Source organism: Ornithinimicrobium murale, assembly GCF_003352835.1.
Taxonomy (GTDB): Bacteria; Actinomycetota; Actinomycetes; order Actinomycetales; family Dermatophilaceae; genus Ornithinicoccus; species Ornithinicoccus muralis.
The window spans coordinates 1-20,932 of sequence record NZ_QLVD01000018.1; the positions used below are offsets into that span (position 1 = coordinate 1).

Below are 20,932 nucleotides of genomic sequence, written 5' to 3' on the forward strand. Positions count from 1 at the left end.
CACGCCGTTCTCCTGACCACTGGCTTCTGTTCCTTGACAGCTCAGAAACCTATGCAGGGAACGGCGTGCGCCCTACCCAGGCACCCTCAGAACACCCACAGGTGAGTCAGAAGAGCCACCATCTTGACAAATTCCGGGATCGAACGTCGGGATCGGCAGTTTCCAGACGTGCTTGTCGATGTGCCTCTCGTCCTTACCGTATGACATCAACGGACGAACAAGGGCAGTCAGAACGGGGGCATTAAGAATGCCCATGAGAAAGCGTCCTTCGGCCAACGTCGCGACTGCGCTCCAGTACAGGGTGTGGTCGATGATCACCCTCGGGTTCGTAACTACTGCGGCGGAGACGTGCATCCCAGCCTTTGCGTAGACCACTCTTAGCTGTGGCGGGGGTACCTGTTGGGTGAGCTTGCTCATGTGATCGATCTGCTCGGTCAGGGTCATCTTGCCCGTGCTGCGCGTGCGCCAGATCTCTTCCGTCCTCCGGGTCCAGTCGGCGAGGCCGGGGTAGGCGTCGATCCGTTGGTGCTCACCGGAGAGCAAAGTGCCCTGGCTGGTCAGGGGCACGACGAACAGATCTGGATCTTGGTTTCGGAACGGCAATACATGCTCGCCAAGGAGCGTTGGCCAGATGAACTCGGTCTCGACGGATCCGGAGATGTTCGGCACTTCCTTCCACGGTGCCTTCTCTGTCGCGGATCGCTTTGATATGACAGCTGCCCGACCGCTGGGCACGCCAAGTGCGGTTTCTTCCGAGGGCTCTACGCGCATGAGCACGCGAGGTACGAGACTTGCTCCCTGGCTAAAGCGCTTGGCATAGGGCGAGCGGGGGTCGTCCTCGGAGCCGATGGACAAGCTGCCAGCGCTTGGCTCAGGAGGTGAGCCGTGTCGTGGGTGGCGTGAGGGTGCGGTGCTCGCCCCGTCCAGATGAGGGCCGTGGCCGGCATCTGGTCTGCTGCCGGACCACGCGATCCGAAGATCACAGCAGATCCGCGGGGGAAGAGGTGTGGCCGGATTCTGCGCAGGTCCCAGCTGGGGCTGAAGGTGACGTTCGCGCCGTCGAAGCTGCCGCGACGAAAGCCTCTCCAGTAGTCGCGGTCGATCACCGAGTTGGGGACGACGAAGGCGAGCCTGCCGCCAGTCTTGAGATAGCGCTCGACGGCGCGTGCGACGAACAGGCCGGCGAGGTCCTGGTGGGTGGCGGTGGTCTCGTTGTGCCAGAAGCCGCGATCTTTGGCCAGTGTCTTGAACCGTTTCTGCATGGTGGCGGTCATGTGTCGGTAACTCAGCCATGGTGGGTTCCCGATCAGCACGTCGACGCGGTTTTCGTATCGGGCGAGCCACGCGGGGCGTGAGACGTTGCGGATGTAGTAGGACCAGATGTGGTTCCGCCCTGCTTCGTGTAGCTCTTTGAGGCGGACGAAGTTCGCGTTCAGGTCGGGAAGGTCGGCCTCGGCCAGTGCTAGACGGCGGATCGTCCCCTCGGACAGTTTGCGAGTCGGTTTGCCTGCAGCCCGACCGGCCTCGTTGACCAGAGTCTGAATCAGATCGTCGAAGAGAGCAGAGTTCTCAAGTAGATGTTCGCCGAAGCGCAGTTCTCCGGACAGGAGTTGGTCGCCGACCTCGGTGGGAATGACGAGGTGGCTGATGCTCATCAGGTCCTCGCGCTGGTCCCAGCCGAGCGAGTCGCCCAGGTAAATCGGGACGGACAGATTGCCCCGGTCTGGGGCGTTGAGCCGTTCCCGACCCAGGGCCAGCAGGTATGTCACCCGAGCCAGGGCGACGGCAACGGGATGCAGGTCGATGCCCATCACCCTGGAGGTCACCAGTCCCATGGCGTCTTTCAGAGACATGCCTGAGTGTTCAGTTGCTATCAGGAAACGGCGTACGGCGTAGAACACAAATGTTCCGGAACCGCAGGAGGGATCCAGGACCCGTTGGTTGAGAGGGTCGGTGACTACCTCGGACACAACGCGGTTGGCCAGCCAGTCAGGGGTGTAGTACTCGCCCAGTGCTTTGCGAGTTTCGGCTGGGATGACGGACTCGTAGAGAACTTTCAGCACGTCGTGCTCGACTGCTGACCAGTCGAACCGGGCAAGCCGTCGGCCAGAGCGTTGATGAACCCGTCTCCGCCAGGGACTTCGAGGACCCAGTCGAAGAAGTCTCGGTCGACCACGCCGTGCAGACCAGCGATGGTGAACTGGTCGCCGGACAGCAAGGTCGCCGGCGAGAGTTCTTCGGCGTCAAGGCCGAGGACCAGGTGCGCGATGATCTCAGCGCTGTTGACCAAAAGGGTGTGTTCGAGGAAGAGATCATCCGAGTCCGTGAACTGGGTTCCCAGTGCGCTGCGGAGCAGGTCGGCCCATAGCTCGCGCTTCAGGGCCACGGTCGGTAGGTCCCTGCTGTCTGCGTACATGGCCTTGAGGATGGAGTAGTCCAGTGCGTGAGAGGAGCTCTCGGCTCCGAGCCGATCGGCGATCTCGTTCGGCGTCGGCCGAACACCCTTCTTAGTGGCCAGGACACCTTCGAGCCAGCGCAGTAGGTCCTGGGCGGCGCCGGGGCCGCCGGTTGTGGCAGTGTGCCGGGTTGCCTCGGTCAGAGCCCCCTCGACCTCGTGGTACGCGATCCAGAGCCGGCCGTCGGTGATGATCCCGACGTAGCGCTGCCCCATCTCTGCCGCGCGGGTCTGCACATAGTTGCTCACCTGTGCTGCGGCCTGGGCGATCGCAGTCTCGCTGGCCAGTGATCTCTTGACCTCGATCACGGTGCAGCCGACCTCGACGTCGATCCGCTGTCCCTGACCCACTTGTGTCTCAAGTTGGACGTCTAGATCATCCGCGGCCAGGCCAAGCTCATTGTCGAGAAGGAGCATCCGCACGTCCGATTGGATTGTTGCTTCTGACCGGACACCACCGGATTTGTTGACCAGCCTCTCGAGGAGAGCGGTTCTGCTTCCGACTCGGGCTTGGGTCATGACCCCGAACCTATCCGGTCGTGGTTCTGACCAGGGCAAGGCTCGAAGGGTGGCCACAGGGCATCTTTCCCGGCCACGACTGCGCTGGACGTCCGTCGTCGCGGGGTCACAGCGACTGAGTCGGCGGCACCTACTTGGACGGGAAAGGACTATTCATCTGACGAGAGGTAGACCTACATGACCAACCCGGCGCGAACACCTGGCCCACTGGACTCGGGCGCTCGGTGTCACATGAGGCTGGTGGACGTCCAGGCGGTCACCAGCATGGACGTCCACCAGCCGTTGGATCAAAGCACCGGGCCGCTGGGGGAGTGGCTGCGCAGGTCCATGATCGTCTGCGATGACACCGCACTGGGGATCATCAACGCAACGGTCTGGGATGACGAGGTTGACACAGATGTCTGCGAGCTCGTCCTCTCGGTGGAGATCAGTCATCGGACCGAGTCGGTCGGGGTGTGGCCCCGGTGATGGGCTACAACCACGCGGCCAGCGGCATGCTGGTCGGTGTGGCCACGGTCGGCCTGGTCCCGGTCCAGCACTGGTCCGAGCAGGTCGCCTGGGTGTTGGCCCTCGGTGGGGCGGCCATGAGTCCAGACCTGGACACGGGGGGCTCTCACGCTGCTCGCATGTGGGGAGCACCGACCAGACTGCTCGGCACCGGGCTGGGTGCGGTTGTCGGCGGACACCGACAGGGGACCCACGACGCCGTCCTGGTGTCGCTGACCGTGGCAGTTGGTGCCTGGCTGGCGGGCCTGCACCCGATCTCCCTGACGGTCGCGCTGGCCCTGTGCATCGGCTTGGCGCTGCGCGGACTGATGGTCGTCGGGGCCGGTCGCATCGGTGCCCCACTCAACCTCATCGCCTCGGGCCTGGGGGCCTGGTGGTTGGTCAACAACGGTGCCGGCGGGCTGGAGTTGCTGCCGCTGGTGCTGGCCGGTGGAGTCTTGGTCCACATCCTCGGTGATCTGATCACCACCGAGGGTGTGCCGATCCCAATTGTCTGGCTGTTCGGGGTGAAGCAGCGGATCAGTCTGCAGTTGTTCAGTGTGAACTCGAGGATGGAGCGCGCCGTGGTCGCGCCGGCCCTGAGTCTGGGCACCGTCTTCCTGCTGGCCGGTCACCTCGGGATCCACGACCTTGCCAGTTTGCTGGAGGCCGGCGACCTGATCGTGCGGACTGTTCTTCCCGGTCTGGCGAGCACTGGCTCTGTCAGCCCTCACATTTAGACTGTGCAGTGTCGGAACAAGTCAAAGTGAGGGAAGTGAGCGGACCGATGGCTACATACAACGGTTCTAACGTCGAGGCCAGCGGCGGCGAGGTCCTGACGATGGAGCGGTGCGAGTGCAAGACCTGTCCCGTCGACCCGTTCGCCTGCCCGAGCTGTGGCGGCGAGGTCGACTACTACTGGCGCGAGTGCCCGCACGAGGCGCCCGAGCAGCGGTGGTCCCTGGTCGTGCGGACGGTCGGGGGCTCGCAGGCGCGCTTGGTCCACGCGCGTCACAGCTCGATCATCGAAGCCGTCCTGAGCGAGGTGAAGTGATGGCCGCCCGCGCGCAGGCACCTGATCCAGCTGACTGGAGACATGTTGTGAAAAGCACCGCTGGCACGGGTCTGTCAGTGGGCGGCATTGGACTGTGTGTTGTCGAACATAGAGTGAAAGAAATGCACCATGACCATCACGCCGACGAGCATTGAGGACACCGCGGCCGCGGCGTCCGGAGCGTTCGAGCTTTACTACCGTGCCCTGGCGGCCGCCCTGCGACCACCGCGATGGGTGCCTCCCGTCCGCCGATCCCGGCCCTGGCCCCCGCGCTCGTCGAGGCCACCGAAGACGGCCACGTGCGCCCTGACCACTCGCATGGTGTTGGCGGAGGCCGGGGTGGCGCTCACCGCCACGGACCGCTACCGGCTCGCGTGGGGTCGGTGACGGCCCCGGAACCGCCGCCGCGCCCGAACGCCCGCCCCTACCAGTGACCCACGTTGGACCGCACAGCGCTTCCAAACTCCACTGACTGCGCGGCCACAGGGCAGTCAGGCGTGCCCCACTCATGCGGGAGCACCAGGTCACATCGCATCCTCCTGACTCCGCGACGTCCATCGCTGTGCGGAACTGGTCCAGACAGCAAGCCAACTGCTGGATCAAACGAGCTTGACGACCTTCCGTATCCGCGCCCCGACAGATCGCATGGGCGAACCAAAGGAGGGTCTTGACAACGTCCATACTGGCCCCTAGCATCTACACACCAATCCTTTCATCTCCCTATGCAGACACCAGCCATAGTGAGGAACCATGCTCGCTGCAGCTCTCCATCAAGTTTCCGATACGCGTCACCTTCAAGACGACAACGGCAACCCAGCCGACGCGCTGGCCTCGCTTGCATTGAACAGTAAGGCATGTGATTTGACCTCCACAGGAAGCTTTGGCCGGCCATGGTGACCGAAACGCACGCCCCCGTAAGACAACGCGTCGCACCTCGCCGAGGGGCAGCCCGGAAGTACAGCATCGCCGCGGCCCTGATACTCGTTGGCTACCTGATCCTTAGTCCCCTTCTTCAGGTTGTCGTGAACGCTTTCAGCGACCGCCCTCTTTACCAGGGAGTAGGACACTTCAGTCTTGAGCCATGGACTCTTTTGTCGGAACCCGGAACCTGGACACTCCTGACGAATACAGTTGCCTTCGCATTTGGGGCGGTCTGTATGGGCTTAGTTCTGAGTCTTCCTGCCGCATGGATCCTTGAGCGAACCGATATCGCCGGAAGACGCGTTTGGCGCTCACTGATTCTCTGCGGATTGGGTATGGCGCCTGGAGTAACCGCACTAGCGTGGACACTCTTGGGTAGCGGTACTATCGGTGCCATCACGCTCACTGTTGAACGGATACCGATCCTAGGGGATCTCGTTGATATAAACATCACTACTCTCTTCGGCATGGCATTTGTGGGTGGGATCATTGCCGTACCAACGATGTACACTTTGATCGCACCAAATCTGCGTCGCGTCTCAGGCGACCTGGAAGAGGCAAGCTACGTATGTAAGGCAAGCCGACTTCGTACCGCCCGAAAGATAATACTCCCATTGGTGCAACCAGCGGTACTAGGTGCAGTAATAATGATGGCTATCATCATGCTAGGCACGTTCGACATCCCTGCGATTGTCGGCTCAGCGCCCGGTCTACAAGTCTTCTCTAGCCGCCTATATGCCGAAATGACGCCCCAGATTGGGCTTCCTAATCATAACAGAGCCGCAGTAATCGGTCTGCTTATGCTGATACTCGCGGCAGCACTGATCGTTTTGTATACCCGTGCCAATGGCAAGAGCACTCGATACGCTGTTGTGTCTGCTCGAAGCTTTAGGCTCACGCGCACGGCACTAAGTCGCCGATGGACTGCAATCGCCCAACTCTACCTAGCTGTGGTCGTCACCATTGCTCTAGTCTTGCCCATGGCCATCCTAGTGCTCGCGAGTCTGCAGCCATTCTACCAACCACCCGCTGACAGCGCTGCATTCAGCAACCTCAGTCTCGACGCATACGCACAATTGTTGGATGCTCGCAATGTACGTCGAATGGTAACGAATACCGTCTTGGTTACCTTACTAAGTGCGACCCTTACGATGTTCGTTGCAGTCGGTGTTGGATGGCTGGTAACGCGCATCCAAAGACCATCGACATCCCTGCTAGCTGTCTTGGCGTTCGCCCCAATTGCGATCCCAGGAGTCCTGCTTGGCGCCGCCATATACATGACGTACCTCTACCTACCACTTCCTATATCGGGAAGCATTACGATAATGGTTATCGCCTACTTAACAAACTACCTCCCTTTCTCCATGATCGCGATGCGCTCAGGAATAGCCCAGATGCATCCATCCTTGGAAGAAGCGTCCCTGATGTCTGGTGCAACCGGCGCGAAGACGTTCCTTCGCGTTACGGGTCCACTTCTTATGCCGGCGTTCATGGCCGGGTGGATATGGCTAGTGGCCCATGTCATGCGGGACATGAATATCGCTCCGGTTCTCGCATCACCTGAGAACCAAACAATTGGTGCGTTCCTGTGGCAGAGAATCCAAGACGGAAACATCCAACAGTTCAGTGCCCTGTCGGTGTGCATGGTAACGGTCCTCTTGGCCCTTATTCTAACCTGGCAGCGAATGTCGCGAGAGGAAGGCTGAGGTACATGATTTGGAGTCGTTCGGAGTCGACCCTAGATGCCACGCCTGCGAAAACACGAGAAGCCCCAAGAGGCTCAGTTGAAAGCCATCCTGGGAAAACCGTGGAAGTCGCTGGCCTATATAAGAGCTTCGTGCTAGGACGGAACCGCGAGCGAGTAGACGTTCTTCGAGACATCTCCTTTGACGTTGGATCAGGAGAGTTTCTCACTCTGCTTGGACCGAGCGGTTCCGGTAAGAGCACCCTACTGCGCTGTATTGCGGGCCTAGAGAGTCCGGATGATGGCGTGATCAGGATCGGTGACGAGTCCGTCGCCGATAAGCGCCGCTTCGTTCCTCCCAACAGGCGTGATATAGGCATGGTCTTCCAGAGTTATGCTGTCTGGCCGCATATGACTGTGTCTCAGAATGTTGCGTATCCCCTTCTCAATGCACGGGCGCGGTCTACGCGAAGGTCGTCCATGAATGTGGACCGGGACGTCAACAGAACACTTGAGACCGTGGGGTTGGGGGGATACGGCGGAAGAGGCGTCCATGAACTATCCGGCGGTCAACAGCAGCGAGTCGCGTTGGCTCGAGCTATCATTTCCCGGTCCGGCCTTCTCCTGCTGGACGAGCCTCTTTCAAACCTGGACTCCAAGTTGCGCCGGGAGATGCGTCATGAACTCCGTCAGATATCAAAGGAGCATGGTCTCACATCAATCTATGTGACACATGATCAGTTTGAGGCGCTATCCATGTCTGATCGTATTCTCCTCATGCGCGATGGGAGGATTGAGCAACAAGGAGAGCCAGAGGCAATATACGGGTCACCCGACACCGAGTTTGTAGCCGGCTTCCTAGGGAATATTAACCTTATCCCCGCAAGAGTACTAGAGCGCCACGGTAGTGTGGTCATAGCTGAATTGTCTGGAACTGGCGAGACGGTTCGCGTCGCGATCCCAAGGAACAAGGAGTTGAACGTCGGCGAGAAGGCAACTCTAGGAATCCGCACGCATGACATCACGATTCAGGAAGCTGCCGAGGGTGGAGACAGCAGCATCCGGGATGAAGGCGCGCCTCACGACAATCGACTCACGGGGAGGGTCACGTCACTGCAATTCCTCGGGGAGCGGTGGGAAGTCCATGTGCAGGTTGGGGATCAAGAGGTGAGGTTGTTTCGGTATCGAAACCCGGACTCCTCCGAAGGGCACTTGGTAAATGTCGCCTTCGCCCCCGAGAGAGCATTCATATTTCAGGACCGGGATGCACCCCACGGTGCAGCCACAGAACCACTTCCGCCATCGAGTACGGAGAAGAGACAATGAGTCATAGCACCATGGGCCGCCTAGTTGTTCCACTAGCTGTTGTCGGCGTTCTGACGACGGCTGCTTGCTCCGGCAATCCGCCAGTTGAGGCTGCGGAAGATGTACCAGAGGAACTTCAGGGGTTGTACGAGGATGCCAGAGAAGAAGGTGGTTTGATATTCTCGTCGTCACAGCAAGGGCTCGATGAGCTTGCTGAGGCATTCGAGGAACGATACCCAGGTGTGACTGTTGAGGTGCTCTCGAGGAGCGCTGGCGATAGCGGCGCAACCCTTGTGACTGCCGTGACTGCCGGGGCTTCGCCGGACTTCGACGTGTCATTTGCACAGCCGTCAGGTTCCAAGGAGCTCTTGGAAACGGATTCGATCATGGACGTGGACTGGGTGGGCCTAGGCGTGAATCCGGCGCTCGTTCCTGATCTGCTCGAAGGGCGCATCGTTCACTGGAGCGATACTGTCTATTCGATCGCCTATAATACGGAGCTCGTTTCAGAGGAGGACGTCCCTAAATCGTGGGAGGACGTTGCACAGTATAGTGACGGGGTAATCGCTGTCGATCCGCGTGGGCATGGATTTGGTGCCTATGCGTTCACAGTAGACAACGACCTGGAGGCGGCACGGGAACTCGCTGAAGAGATGCGCACGAAGCAGTTAACGCTTCCAGGGTCATCGGGTATGCGTCGTACCACGGTTTCGTCAGGCCAGGCTGATATTGGGTTCGGTGACCATCTGTCGGGGATCCTTAATGAAAAAGAGCGGGGCGCCCCAATTGAGTGGGCAAGGACCGACACCGTGAGCGTGAGTCCCTTCGGCTTGTTTGTGGCGGCCGGGGCTGAAAATCCAAATGCCGCGAAGTTGTTTGTTGTGTGGGCGACCAGCACCGAAGGGCTCCAAGCCTACGAGGACATTGCCGGACAATCAGTTCTGAATGAGGACGTGGGCATTGAGTCGGCGAGGCTTGAGATGCTCCAGGAAAACGGCACAGTTCTCCATTCACAGCTCGACTATACCATGGAGGAACTGGAGGCAAATAATGCCATGAGAGAAGAGGTTGCCCGTTTGTTCGAGTAGCGATAGAGGGGAGGCGGTCCCTTGGGAACGCGATTAGTGGCTGTATAGACGGAGCACTGTCTCTAGAAGATTGTCTCGTATTGGCGAGTGGCACTCCTGGGTAAGTCGCAACATTGAGAGATCGCGCTAAACTGGAAACGGTGGGTGTCGTATGCGTCGGGCGAATAGGGAACGTGTCAAAAAGGAGTTACACGTGTTCTCCGCGGCGGGGTTCGTTTCTCTTTTACTAGTGTCGGGTATGAATCTGTTGACGCCGATACTTCCGTTATACGCTCAGGAGTTCGATGCGACTAGCACTGAGATTGGCGTGGTAGTTGGGTCCTTCGCCATTGGACGCGTGTTGTTCGACGTGGCAGGGGGAAGTTGGTCTGACCGGTATGGTCCAAGGAGTATCGCCCTCACGGGATGTTTGGTGACTGCTGGCGGATCCGTCATTGCGGGAGCAACCAATTCTCTGTCGGTGCTTATTGCAGCACGCGCTGTTCAAGGGGTCGGGTCGGCACTGTATGTCACGTCGGCGATGCTGTTAGTGATTGCCATAGCTCCTAGAGACAAGATCGGGCAGCGAATAAGCCAGTATCAGGGAATCTTCATTATTGGGTTAGCCATTGGCCCCATAGTCGGTGGTGTAACAGCTGATGCATTCGGTATGAGAGCGCCGTTCTATGCGTATGCCGGGATTGCTGTTGTGGGGTTTATTATCGTGGCGATCACGTTCCCATCCCTGAATGAAGTGCCGAGGAATCGTGAGGCGGTACATGCCCGCGGGCCACGGACGTCTAAAAAGGTGTTGTTACGTAGACTACTCGCGCACCCCGTGTTCATCGCTGCCTTGTTGGTCACTTTTACTGTATCTCTCGTTCGAGCCGGAATCAGGAATACGATTCTACCATTATATGCGGGTGATGTGATTGAGATGAGCACCTCATCGATCGGGGCCTTGTTGACTGTGTCTGCGCTCGGTAATCTGTTGGCGCTATGGGGGGCTGGCAGGTTATTGGATGGGGGGCGGCGCAAGGCAACAACGGTCATCAGTCTATTACTCTCGGGGTGTACCGTGGGCCTTTTCGCGATAACGCAGGAGGAATTGTGGCTGTTCGTGCTCGCGGGGATGCTAGGCGCCTTCACTGGGTATGCGACGGCTGCCCCTACCGCAGGAGTGGTCGATGCGGCAGAGGAAGAAGTTCGGGGGACAGCTGTGGGAGTGCAACGCATGGCAATGGATGTTGGGTTGCTCCTTGGACCGATAGCACTGAGTACCTTGTTACCCACGACCGGGTTCTCGGCCGTGTTCCTTATTGCGGCTTCGCTCCTAGTCATGGTGGCGTTTGTGGCAATTGCTATTCGAGAGACGAAAGTTCCGGTAATTGCGTGAGTATGCCGTCAACTTTGACAAGCAGCCAGTGTGAGAGTAGACACGAGGCGGTTGCAGGATGGGTTGCCGGCCTCAGCAAGGCGAACGCCGTCGTCACCTGCCCAGGCCAAGCGCGCGAGGGGCTGCTCACCGCGTCAAAGGTGGAGCCGCAGACTAATCGTTTCTCCATAGTGCGCCTTCCGCCGGCCACCGCGCTACTTCGAACGGACGGGACCAGCGCTGTGCCTCCCGCCTTCGTGCCTCAGGATGTCTCGTTTCCAGCCCGGGCAGTCCGCCCGCCCTTCAGCGTCACACCCATCCAATGGTTCGTGGCTGGGGTGGCTGCCCACGCTGTTCCTCTTGACCAGTCGGGAACGAAGTGACTACACTGGGAGTCAGCCAGTTGCATATGTAGACCCTATGCGGAGACCACAAGGGTCTGCTGGCGACTGTTCAGGCCCTGACGGAGTGTGGGGCCCGGGTAGGGCGCATGTTGGCCTTTCGTGACCTGAGCAGTATCACCAAGATCGATGGAGAACCGGAGCGACACCATGGAGCACGATGACCTCGCCAAGAAGGTCCCGGCCGGGAGCCTTATGTCTTTTCCGACCACACCCTTCACGCCCAAGGACAGGGTGGATCTCGACGTGCTGGCGCAGCACGTCGAGATCCAGTTGTCTTACGGGGCTAGGGCCGTCTTCCCTGGTTGTGGTACGGGCGAGATGCAGTCCCTCTCGCCCGAGGAGCATGTCCGTGTAGTGGCAGCGGTAGTTGACGTGGTGAACGGACGAGTTCCCGTTTTCGCGGGCGTCGGCTTTGGCCTAGCCGCGTCACGTCAGATGGTGAGCGTGGCTGCAGAGGCGGGGGCGGACGGCGCGCTGGTATTTCCACCCTACCTCGCTCCCGGGGATGAGAACGCTCTGCTCGACTACTACGCGACGATAGCAGCTGCGGCGCCTGTGGACTTTGGTCTAATCATCTATCAGCGGGACGGTCAGTCGCTCCCGCCAGAGGGGCTGAAGCGTTTGGCGCGGATCCGAAATGTGGTTGGCCTCAAGGACGGTAACGGCCTGGTGGACGTAATGCAGCAGCAGGTGGCTGCAGTTGAAGGAGCTGAATTCTTGTTCTTCAACGGTACCCCGACTGCTGAACTATACGCTCCGGCGCTGGCGAGTATCGGCGTTCCGTCATACTCTTCTGCGTTGCTCAATATGATCCCAGAGTTCGCCGCCGCGTTCAATGCCGCAGCCGCTCGTGGTGATAGCCAAGCCATTCGCCAGTTGACGGATCGCGTGGTGTTGCCATTTACTCTTCTCCGAGACCGTGTGCCAGGCTATGCGATTTCCCTGGTGAAGGAAGCTGTGCAAATGCGAGGAATACCAGTAGGGAAAGTTAGAGTGCCTCTTCCGGCGCCACGAGAGGAAGACAGAAAGGATCTTCAGGCATTCCTTGAAGGAATTGGGCTATTCAGCGATTTGATGCCCTGTCAGAATGCCAATGAACGGGCAGATTGGAGACCAAATGCTTCTGATTCGAAAATCTGACAGCCCGGCTCCCATTTACTCGAGGAGGAAGTATGCGCATGCCTGTTATTAAAAGCAGCAACCCTCATGACCCACTCGATAGTGTCACTGAGGTCGAGGCCGTGGGAAAAAGGCAACTGGAGCACATGCTCCAGCAAGTCGATGAAGGGGCAAGGTCGTGGCGTCGTAGCAGTGCGCTTGAGCGGCAAACGGCCCTATTAGGGATTGCACGAGAGTTCCAGACGCGGACAGAAGAGATTGCGACCCTCGTCGCACGTGAAGTCGGCAAGCCGATCGTCGAAGCACGTGGAGAAGTGGAGCGTGCCATATCGATCGCCCAGTACTTTGCTCAGGTCGTTCTTTTGGCAGACGGCGAAACCATCCCGGCAACGGATGGGAAAACGTGGTTGTCCACGCGTCGGCGCCCAGTTGGCGTCGTGGCGGCTATTACGCCATGGAATTTTCCGATTGCTATCCCCGCCTGGAAAGTGTTCCCGGCGCTGGCATTCGGCAATTCAGTCGTCCTCAAGCCCGCTAGCCAAGCGGTGGGCTGCGCAGAGATGTTTTCTGATATTGTGTTGAAGCACGTGCCGACGGACGTTTTCAACGTGGCCTACGGGGGCGCTGACGCGGCGAGGCAAATAATTCGGGAATCTAGTGTTGCGGCGGTGACATTTACGGGTTCTACGAATGTCGGCCGGTCGGTCATCGCTCTAGCTGCCGAGCGATCCGCTCGCGTCCAGGTAGAGATGGGAGGGCAAAACGCCAGCATTGTGCTGGCTGATGCCGATGTAGAGCGTGCAGCAAAGGCAACAGCGTACGCTGCGATGAGTTACGCAGGCCAAAAGTGTACGGCGACTAGCCGCATCATTGCTGAGCGAGCAGTGATGCCGGAGTTGCGTGAGGCGCTCTTGGCTGAGGTTTCAAGGCTAGCTGTTGGCGACCCTATGGATGAGGCCACGGTTATAGGTCCCGTAATTAGCGCAGCAGCACTTGATGATGTCCACAGGGCAGTGTCACTAAGTGGAGGACGAATTCTTATGGGCGGACAGCGCGATGTTGACATGACAGGATTCCATATTAAACCAACTGTGCTTGAGCTGGCGGATCGGGAGGACATCCTAGCCAGGGAAGAGGTGTTCGGCCCAGTAGTATCGCTAATGGAGGTGTCCGACGGAGATGAGGCCATCGAAGTAGCGAACTCAGTCGGATATGGGCTGTCTGCGGCGTTGTTCACGAAGGACCTGAGTGCTGCGATGACGTTCGTTGATCGCGTTGAGGCCGGAATGATCAAGGTGAATGCTCCTACTGCTGGAGTTGATTTTCACGCACCCTTCGGAGGCGTCAAAGCCTCGAGTTACGGGCCCCGTGAGCAGGGGATGGCAGCGCGTGAATTCTTCACGGAGACCTATACGATCTCCGTGACAGCCTGAAGCGCAGCTGAGGCTGTGTGTCGACAGAGTTTAAGGAGTAGGTGATGAGGATCCACCTGAACTTAGAGGAATGCCTCGGCTACGGAAACTGCGTCGTGGAAGCTCCCGACTTGTTTGATCTGGACGAGGATACCAACAAGGCAATAGTTCTTATTGAGAATCCGGACGACGGTCAACTTGAGGAGGCGCGAGCTGCTGTTCGATCGTGTCCTGCGGCGGCATTGCGGCTGGAGCGATGATTCGTGTCGAGGTCTGAGCGTGTGCTGATAGTCGGCGCATCCGTTGCTGGCGTGTCCGTTGCGGAGGAGCTCCGGGAACAAGGGTTCAATGGAGAGATCGTTCTGCTTAGCGATGAAGATTGCGAACCCTACGATCGCCCGCCTCTGTCCAAGCAGTTTCTCGCCGGTACGTTGCCCGCAGGTCGACAGTCCCTGGCTCTGCGAGATTCAGGCTGGTACGAAAAGAACAATGTTTGCCTCCGGTTAAGCACCAAGGCGGCGAAGGTGACCACCGACATCCTGGGAGTGCGGACTGCAGACGATGAGCACTTTCCGGCGGATCACGTTGTCATCGCGACAGGCGCCTCTGCCCGGACGCTGCCCGGGTGGAGTGGACTGCCCGGTGTCCTAGTACTTCGGACCCTCAGGGACGCCGACGTGTTGGCGGCCTGCCTTGAACGGGGCCCCGGCCGTCTCGTCGTGCTAGGTGCGGGCTTCATCGGGTTGGAGGTCGCGACTGCGGCCGCAGACGCGGGATGGGTCGTGCAAGTGTTGGAACGGGCCGATGCCCCGCTTTCGCGAGTGCTACCCCCTGCTCTGGGTCGGCTTTGTGTGGAAGGGGCCGTCGGGCACAACGTTCAGATCGACTACAGCATGGATGTCCTGGAACCCGCAGGTGGCGATATCGTGCAGGAAGTGCGACTCCGCGATGGGCGGACGTTTCCCGCGGACCTTATTGTGCTCGGAGTCGGAGTGGTCCCCAATACGGGATGGCTGGAGGGATCCGGCCTCGAGTGTCATGACGGGGTGGTTTGCGACGGCTCCGGAAGAACCACGGAACCTCGTGTGTGGGCAGTCGGGGACGTCGCACGCTGGCCAAACTCAGTTACGGAGCAGCACATCCGGGTCGAGCAATGGCAGACAGCGCGCGACCATGGTCGCATAGTCGCTGGGGCTATCAGCCAGTGTACGAGTACAGAGCCATTGGATCTGCCCGTGTGGGATACGGCTCCCTATTTCTGGTCTGATCTCTTCGGCCGCAAGGTACAACTCTCAGGACATGCCTCTCCGGACATGAATAGTGTCATTACGAGGACTGGTAAGCGTGTCGTCGCTGTTCTTGGGGACGATCGGCTCCGAGCGGTTCTCGCGATCGATCACCCAAGAGCGATCGCCGTGGGCCGACGCCTGCTGAGTCGTGGAGCGACGTTCAGCGAGGGTGTCGAGTGGGCAAAGGGCGCGGCCTCGGCCTCGCCGAAGCCTGCGGGGCGTGTTGCCAACGCTGTTACCCCGGAGACCTTGACGACCCCACCCCAAGCGCTATAGACTGTCTTCCATCGGAGACGCCCGTCTCCCCATGCAACCGAAAGGCGGATGTGATGACCCTGCAGGACATACATAGTCTCGTCGACGTCGAGAATGGCACTGGGAGTCGCGAGATTTTCGTCGACCATGACATCTACCGTGAAGAGCTGAAACAGGTGTTCGGTCGTGCGTGGCTGTTCATTGGTCACGAAAGCCAAGTACCAAACCCTGACGACTTCTTCGTGAGCCGCATGGGTGAGGAGTCGGTCATACTCACTCGTGACCGCCAGGGTGAGCTACATGTTCTTCTCAACACTTGTAGGCACCGTGGGATGAAGGTGTGCCGCTACGATGAGGGCAACACGCGCCTCTTCACGTGTCCCTATCACGCTTGGAGCTACTCTACGGATGGCGAACTCGTGAGTAAGCCAGGCGAACTCGTGGGGGTGCCAGGATTCAAGACTCACTATCATGGCCAGCTGGATAAGCAGGAGTGGGGCCTAATCCACGTTGCACAGATGCGGAACTACCGGGGGACCATCTGGGCTACCTGGGACCAGAACGCGCCGCCACTTGAAGACTACCTCGGTAGCTTCAGCCTGTGGCTCGATAGTGCACTTAATCACCGCGACGGCCGGGAGGGCGGTTCTGTCGTACTCGTTGGCGTGCAGAAATGGCGAACGAAGTGCAATTGGAAGTTTCCCGCGACCAACTTCGTCGGTGATGCTGCGCACGGAGTGAGCCACAAGTCTGTGAATATGGTCGGCATCAGTCCAAGCGCTTCTGGGCGCAGGGATGAAAGGCCCAAAGATCACTATGCCTTCGGATGGCCGGACCTTGGTCACGGTGGGCTTGGATTCACCCCCCGACTCGAAGAAGACTGGGTTCAAGGGGATGTATTCACTAAGTATCCTGAAGTTTCCAAGTATTTCGGCGAGGTGTACGCGACGCGCAAAAAGAACCTAGAGGGGAAAACACACTACCAGGGCAAGGGTACGATCTTCCCCAATATGTCCTTTCATGAAGAGCAGCCCCGAACGATCATAGTGAGTCACCCCAACGGCCCGGAGGAAACAGAGTTCTGGCGCTTCTACCTCGTTGATGAGGACGCGCCAGATCACGTTAAAGACACCTTGCGGCACTATTACATGACCTATTCTGGTCCTGGTGGAATGACCGAACAGGACGACCTCGAGAATTGGGCGTACGCTACGGAGGCCAGTAAGGGGGCGATTTCGCGACAGTTTCCATACAACTATCAGCAGGGGTTGGGGTGGTCGGAGCCGTTTGACGAGTACCCGGGAGCCGTTTGGTGTGGGAATTTGGTCACCGAGCAGAATCAGCTAGTCTGGCTGAAGAGGTGGTCGGAGTTTATGCAAGGATGGGAATGGGAGTATCTTATGCATGAGAGAGTGCACCCTGATGCCCGCGCCTTTCCTCTCAAGGTGGGCGACAAGTGATGTCTGAAGCTAAACTGAGCTCGCGCGGGACGGCACTCCTCCAAGAAGTGGAACAGTTTCTCTACTCAGAAGCTGAGATGGTAGATGACCGGCAATTCCGGGAATGGTTAAATCTGTTCACAGATGACCTGGAGTACCGCGTGCCTATGGCACGGAACGTGCGATCGGACAATATTGACAATGAATACATGGAGGGTGCGCACGATATCCATTGGATAGACGAAGGAAAGGAAACGCTGACCCAGCGTGTTGAACAAATTCATACCGGCGTACACTGGGCAGAGGAACCTCTGTCTCGAACAACACACCTTATTTCAAACGTGCGGGTCTCCGAGAGTGTAGCTCTGGGTCTGAAGGATGAGGAGGTGGATGTCCGATATGTATTTCTTACGTACCGGCACCGACTGAATGACCAGGAAGACACGGTGGTTGGGCGACGCAGAGACCTACTTCGGCGCGTGGATGGTCAGCTGAAGATCGCTCGCCGAACTATCTATCTCAACCAGACGGTCTTCCTGGCACGAAGCCTTAGCCACTTTCTTTGAGTCGGGATATAATATGGGTGAACGATCGCATGAGGATTCCCTACGCTTGGTAGCTGGAGACCGATTGACGCTGGCAGACGGTTCTGTAGTTGAGATAACTGAGAATCCGCGAGACGGAGTCTGGTTGTTCTGCACCTATCTCTCGTCGCCGGATGCAGACCTTCAAGGGCGCCGAGACGAAGCGGTCTACACGACCGACGTGACAGGGTTCGCCGACTAGCGGGTGGGGTGACCTGTCGTCTTGCGATGCTCCTTTTGCCGGAGCGTGGGTTGAGGTTTCATTAGGACGTGAGCGGCTCCGGGTGCCCGGTCGAATGATCTGGCTATATCAGTGCCGTTTGCCGCTTCGGTGGAGCGAACGACGACCGTTGGTTTGCCTTCTCCGCGGGTGGACCCTGCTGGTGTCGCGGTGTAGACGGTGTTGGAGTTTATTCCAGCACCTTCAACCACCAGGCTTCAGGCGGACATTAACGCAAAAACACCTTAGAGCAGCACCAGTAAGTGGCCCGCCCGCGGCCAGTACGCTCCGCATTTCACCGGCCAGCCACACCGACAGGATCGCCTACGACCGCGAAATCTGCCGGCCCGCCGAGCGCGACACCACCCAACCGCACCGTCGATAAGAACACGGGCGAGTTCCACGGCCCCACCAGCGTTGGGTGAAACTGTGGGCGAGAAGAGCGACCGAGTATCCCCTGGACTAATCCCCAAGCGGTCTAGACTGACAGACAATAGGATGCATGGGGAGATTGGAGGGTTCAGGATCGCTTGGGCCCGCCCCCGGAGTTCAAACTCACATGCCGGACAGGTGGGTTCTCGACCCGCAGGCAGTGATGGACCTCTGGGCAGTAGCCGTTGACAGGTGGCGACGGCGCACTGCGCCTGCACGTCGTCACGGTAGAGAAGCTAAAACACGGAGGAGAAGTCACATGGTCATGACCATCGGAGAGCAGGAGGTCATCGGCAATCACATCGCAGGCAGGGAGGTTCCTGCTGCCTGTGGCCGCACGAGGATGAAGGTTGCCCCGGCGACGGGGCAGGACCTCGCACTGCTTGTGGAGTCTGACGAGCAGGACGTTCAGGCTGCGGTTGAGGCCGCTCGAGCCGCACAGAAGGAGTGGGCGGCCTGCAGCGTCCTAGAGCGGAAGAAGGGGCTGCTGGCCTGGGCAAACAACCTACGCGACATCGCCAACGACATCTCGATCCTCGACGCCCACGACAGTGGCTCGCCCATCGGCCACGGCAAGAAGGGATTACTCGTAGGGATTCGACACCTGGAGCACTTCGCCGGACTCGGCTATGAGATAACTGGCGAGACGCTGCCTGTAACGTCGGGGAACCTCCATCTTACGGTTCGCGAGCCATACGGGGTGGTCGGAATCCTCACTCCCTTCAACCATCCGTCCTTCTTCCCGATCAAGTTGTCTGCCCCGGCTCTTGCAGCGGGCAACGCTGTGATCCTCAAGCCGTCGGAGCAGACTCCACTTAGCGCGACCATGATCGCGCACGCCGCCCATGGCGCACTCCCAGACGGCCTGGTCAATGTTGTCCATGGCGGACCTGCAGTCGGCCAGGCGATCGTTACCCACCCTGGGATTCAACGGCTCCACCTCACCGGCGGCGTGCCCACAGGACTGGCCATCCAGGAGGCAGCAGCTCGTAGCGGCTACGTCAAGGAGATATCACTGGAGTTGGGTGGAAAGAACCCTCTGATCATCTTTCCCGACGTCGACGTCAAGCTCGCGGCATCCACTGCTGTACGCGGTATGAACTTCGACCACCAGGGTCAGTCATGTGGCTCCACATCACGCCTGTTCGTGCACTCCTCCATCGCGAAGGAGGTGACGCGCCTGGTCGTCGAGCAGGTGAGTCTGATCACGATGGGAGCACCCGAACTTGAGCAGACCCAGATGGGATCGATGGTCTCGCGCCGCCATCAGGAGAGGGTGCTATCCCTCATCTCCTCGGCCGTTGACGAGGGTGCAGAAGTCCTGGTCGGCGGGTCGGCGCCCGAGGGTGCCCTGTCCTGCGGTGCCTATGTCCAACCGACGGTGCTCGGCTCGGTGACCGCTGATATGGATGTCGCTAAGACAGAGATCTTCGGCCCGGTGCTCTCCGTTATCGAATGGGAGGACGAAGAGACGATGATCGAGGCCGTTAACAGCACAGAATTCGGCCTGACCGGAGCCGTGTACACCAACGACATCACGAAGGCATTACGGACGGCTTCGCGGATCGAATCTGGTTTCGTTTGGGTGAACGGTATCGAGCGACGTTGGCTTGGCATGCCATTCGGCGGCTACAAGAACTCCGGCACCAGCCATGAGCACGCACGAGAGACGATGATCAGCTATACCCGCAAGAAGTCAATCAGCGTGATCCTGGATCCCACGACCGCGATCTGACTGACCCCGGTACCACGAACCGATGAGGGGAGCCAGGCGCGAAGCGCAACGGTGGCAACGGGCGCCTGGGGTCCTCTGCATCCTTGCTGGCAGCCGGGCAGTAGCGCGAGGTCGTCTACATCCGTGCATACTGGTGTAGTACTGTTATGAGAAGAGGTCGAGATGAGTCAATCTGCAGCGGGCCAGGATTCGCACGAGCGCGAGCAGCACGGGGTCCGTACCGTCAAGTCAGCGGACCGAACGTTGGCGCTCTTAGAGTACCTGATGAGCGTACGCGAGCCGATGACCTTGCGGAGCGTCAGCGAAGATTTGGGGATTCCTCGCGCCAGTGCCTATGCATTGTTGGTGACACTGCAACGTCGCGGCTGGGTAGATTCGGCCGGAAGTCGGTTTCGTCTGGGCCTCAGCGCACTCCGAGCCGCCGCTTCTGTGATCGATCTGGACGACACGGTTCGTGCGACGGAGGGCATCAGGAACGAGCTCGCGGCGCAACTAAGCGAGACAGTGCACCTGGCTAGGCTCGATGGCACCGATGTGGTGTATCTGCAGTCGTTCATCTCTCCACACTCGCTGTCGGTGGTGACGCGTCCCGGTCGAAGGCTGCCGGCATGGACGACAGCGCTGGGTAAGGCACTGCTAGCCGACAGGCCCTGGGCCGAGGTTGACCAACTCTTGCCGAAGCGTTTGGAGGGGATCACGCAGCATTCTGTGACGACCCGTGCCGCGTTGCGGAGGGACCTCGCCGAGGCAGCTGAGGCAGGGTACGCGCAGGACGACGAAGAGAACACTATTGGTCTGCGGTGTTACGCTATTTCGGTACCGCTGGTGGACCCGCCGCTGTACGCAATCAGTGTGTCCGTGCCGACTCCCCGGGTAACTTCCAAGAATGAGAAGCAGATCATCCAGGCGCTGAGGAGCGCGCGCGCCACCCTCAGTACAAACTGGCAGGCGCCGCAGTACTAGGGTCGGTCAGCGGGCAGGAGGCTGCCGAGGCCCTGCACTAGACCCCTAGACCTGACCGGAACGAGAATTCACCGAGCGTTGTGCCGACACGTTCTGGAAACGCCAGCGCGATGGCGACTTGAACGAGTACAGGGATTCCCAAACCAAGGAGTAGGCAGACGGGGCACCAGTAGCCTGGCGGTGCGCTCGACCGGCGTCCCAATGGTGGACCATG

19 protein-coding genes and 1 pseudogene are annotated in these 20,932 nt (G+C 59.3%); 17 read left to right on the plus strand and 3 right to left on the minus strand.

Annotated features, from left to right (window positions below; translation table 11 throughout):
- Positions 1-72: 72 nt before the first annotated feature.
- The 3 genes from DPQ65_RS06095 to DPQ65_RS06105 form a co-directional block, all read right to left on the minus strand.
- On the minus strand, positions 73-669 hold the full coding sequence (locus tag DPQ65_RS06095; protein WP_114906501.1) for a hypothetical protein: 597 nt from the start codon (positions 667-669) through the stop codon (positions 73-75).
- Between the two features lie 92 nt (positions 670-761).
- Positions 762-2,063 carry an Eco57I restriction-modification methylase domain-containing protein gene (locus DPQ65_RS06100; protein WP_162802040.1) on the minus strand — a complete coding sequence of 434 codons (1,302 nt, stop codon included), beginning with the start codon at positions 2,061-2,063 and terminating at the stop codon, positions 762-764.
- Complete coding sequence (locus tag DPQ65_RS06105) at positions 2,057-2,872, minus strand: hypothetical protein (RefSeq protein WP_162802041.1); 816 nt, start codon at positions 2,870-2,872, stop codon at positions 2,057-2,059. Before DPQ65_RS06105 ends, DPQ65_RS06100 begins: the two co-directional genes overlap by 7 nt.
- Positions 2,873-3,205: 333 nt before the next feature.
- Between DPQ65_RS06105 and DPQ65_RS06110 the strand changes: the two genes are divergently transcribed.
- The 17 genes and pseudogenes from DPQ65_RS06110 to DPQ65_RS06185 all read left to right on the plus strand — a co-directional run bounded on the left by DPQ65_RS06110 (position 3,206) and on the right by DPQ65_RS06185 (position 20,718).
- Positions 3,206-3,442, plus strand: coding sequence for a hypothetical protein (locus DPQ65_RS06110; protein ID WP_162802042.1), 237 nt, complete (start codon positions 3,206-3,208; stop codon positions 3,440-3,442).
- Positions 3,442-4,200 carry a metal-dependent hydrolase gene (locus DPQ65_RS06115; protein ID WP_162802043.1) on the plus strand — a complete coding sequence of 253 codons (759 nt, stop codon included), beginning with the start codon at positions 3,442-3,444 and terminating at the stop codon, positions 4,198-4,200. The genes DPQ65_RS06110 and DPQ65_RS06115 overlap by 1 nt, the downstream gene beginning before the upstream one ends.
- Positions 4,201-4,247: 47 nt before the next feature.
- The gene (locus DPQ65_RS06120; RefSeq protein WP_114906506.1) at positions 4,248-4,514 is read left to right on the plus strand and encodes a hypothetical protein; all 267 of its coding nucleotides are present in this window, start codon (positions 4,248-4,250) and stop codon (positions 4,512-4,514) included.
- A gap of 129 nt (positions 4,515-4,643) precedes the next feature.
- A complete protein-coding gene (locus tag DPQ65_RS06125) occupies positions 4,644-4,901 on the plus strand; it encodes a hypothetical protein (protein ID WP_114906507.1) in 258 nt (85 codons plus the stop codon).
- A 770-nt stretch (positions 4,902-5,671) separates the two neighbouring features.
- Positions 5,672-6,259 (plus strand): annotated as a pseudogene (locus DPQ65_RS16445) (ABC transporter permease subunit); the annotation flags it as partial.
- A 327-nt stretch (positions 6,260-6,586) separates the two neighbouring features.
- The gene (locus tag DPQ65_RS16055) at positions 6,587-7,141 is read left to right on the plus strand and encodes an ABC transporter permease (RefSeq protein ID WP_238146715.1); all 555 of its coding nucleotides are present in this window, start codon (positions 6,587-6,589) and stop codon (positions 7,139-7,141) included.
- Positions 7,142-7,242: 101 nt separating this feature from the next.
- Positions 7,243-8,445 carry an ABC transporter ATP-binding protein gene (locus DPQ65_RS06135; protein ID WP_162802045.1) on the plus strand — a complete coding sequence of 401 codons (1,203 nt, stop codon included), beginning with the start codon at positions 7,243-7,245 and terminating at the stop codon, positions 8,443-8,445.
- Positions 8,442-9,512, plus strand: a complete 1,071-nt coding sequence (locus DPQ65_RS06140; RefSeq protein ID WP_114906510.1) for an ABC transporter substrate-binding protein — start codon at positions 8,442-8,444, stop codon at positions 9,510-9,512. The genes DPQ65_RS06135 and DPQ65_RS06140 overlap by 4 nt, the downstream gene beginning before the upstream one ends.
- Before the next feature lie 193 nt (positions 9,513-9,705).
- A complete protein-coding gene (locus DPQ65_RS06145) occupies positions 9,706-10,887 on the plus strand; it encodes an MFS transporter (RefSeq protein WP_162802046.1) in 1,182 nt (393 codons plus the stop codon).
- Positions 10,888-11,417: 530 nt separating this feature from the next.
- A complete protein-coding gene (locus tag DPQ65_RS06150) occupies positions 11,418-12,410 on the plus strand; it encodes a 5-dehydro-4-deoxyglucarate dehydratase (RefSeq protein ID WP_162802047.1) in 993 nt (330 codons plus the stop codon).
- 32 nt (positions 12,411-12,442) lie between these two features.
- Positions 12,443-13,822: an aldehyde dehydrogenase family protein gene (locus DPQ65_RS06155; RefSeq protein ID WP_114906513.1), complete on the plus strand. Its 1,380-nt coding sequence runs from the start codon at positions 12,443-12,445 to the stop codon at positions 13,820-13,822.
- A 44-nt stretch (positions 13,823-13,866) separates the two neighbouring features.
- Positions 13,867-14,061: a ferredoxin gene (locus tag DPQ65_RS06160; protein ID WP_202863029.1), complete on the plus strand. Its 195-nt coding sequence runs from the start codon at positions 13,867-13,869 to the stop codon at positions 14,059-14,061.
- Positions 14,062-14,082: 21 nt separating this feature from the next.
- Positions 14,083-15,366: an NAD(P)/FAD-dependent oxidoreductase gene (locus tag DPQ65_RS16450; protein ID WP_420330072.1), complete on the plus strand. Its 1,284-nt coding sequence runs from the start codon at positions 14,083-14,085 to the stop codon at positions 15,364-15,366.
- Between the two features lie 53 nt (positions 15,367-15,419).
- Positions 15,420-16,805, plus strand: coding sequence for an aromatic ring-hydroxylating oxygenase subunit alpha (locus DPQ65_RS06170; RefSeq protein ID WP_114906516.1), 1,386 nt, complete (start codon positions 15,420-15,422; stop codon positions 16,803-16,805).
- Entirely contained in the window at positions 16,805-17,350 is a 546-nt protein-coding gene (locus DPQ65_RS06175) for an aromatic-ring-hydroxylating dioxygenase subunit beta (RefSeq protein ID WP_114906555.1), read from the plus strand. The genes DPQ65_RS06170 and DPQ65_RS06175 overlap by 1 nt, the downstream gene beginning before the upstream one ends.
- A 929-nt stretch (positions 17,351-18,279) precedes the next feature.
- Positions 18,280-19,755, plus strand: coding sequence for an aldehyde dehydrogenase family protein (locus DPQ65_RS06180; RefSeq protein ID WP_162802049.1), 1,476 nt, complete (start codon positions 18,280-18,282; stop codon positions 19,753-19,755).
- A 162-nt stretch (positions 19,756-19,917) separates the two neighbouring features.
- Positions 19,918-20,718: an IclR family transcriptional regulator gene (locus DPQ65_RS06185; protein WP_114906518.1), complete on the plus strand. Its 801-nt coding sequence runs from the start codon at positions 19,918-19,920 to the stop codon at positions 20,716-20,718.
- Positions 20,719-20,932 lie beyond the last annotated feature (214 nt).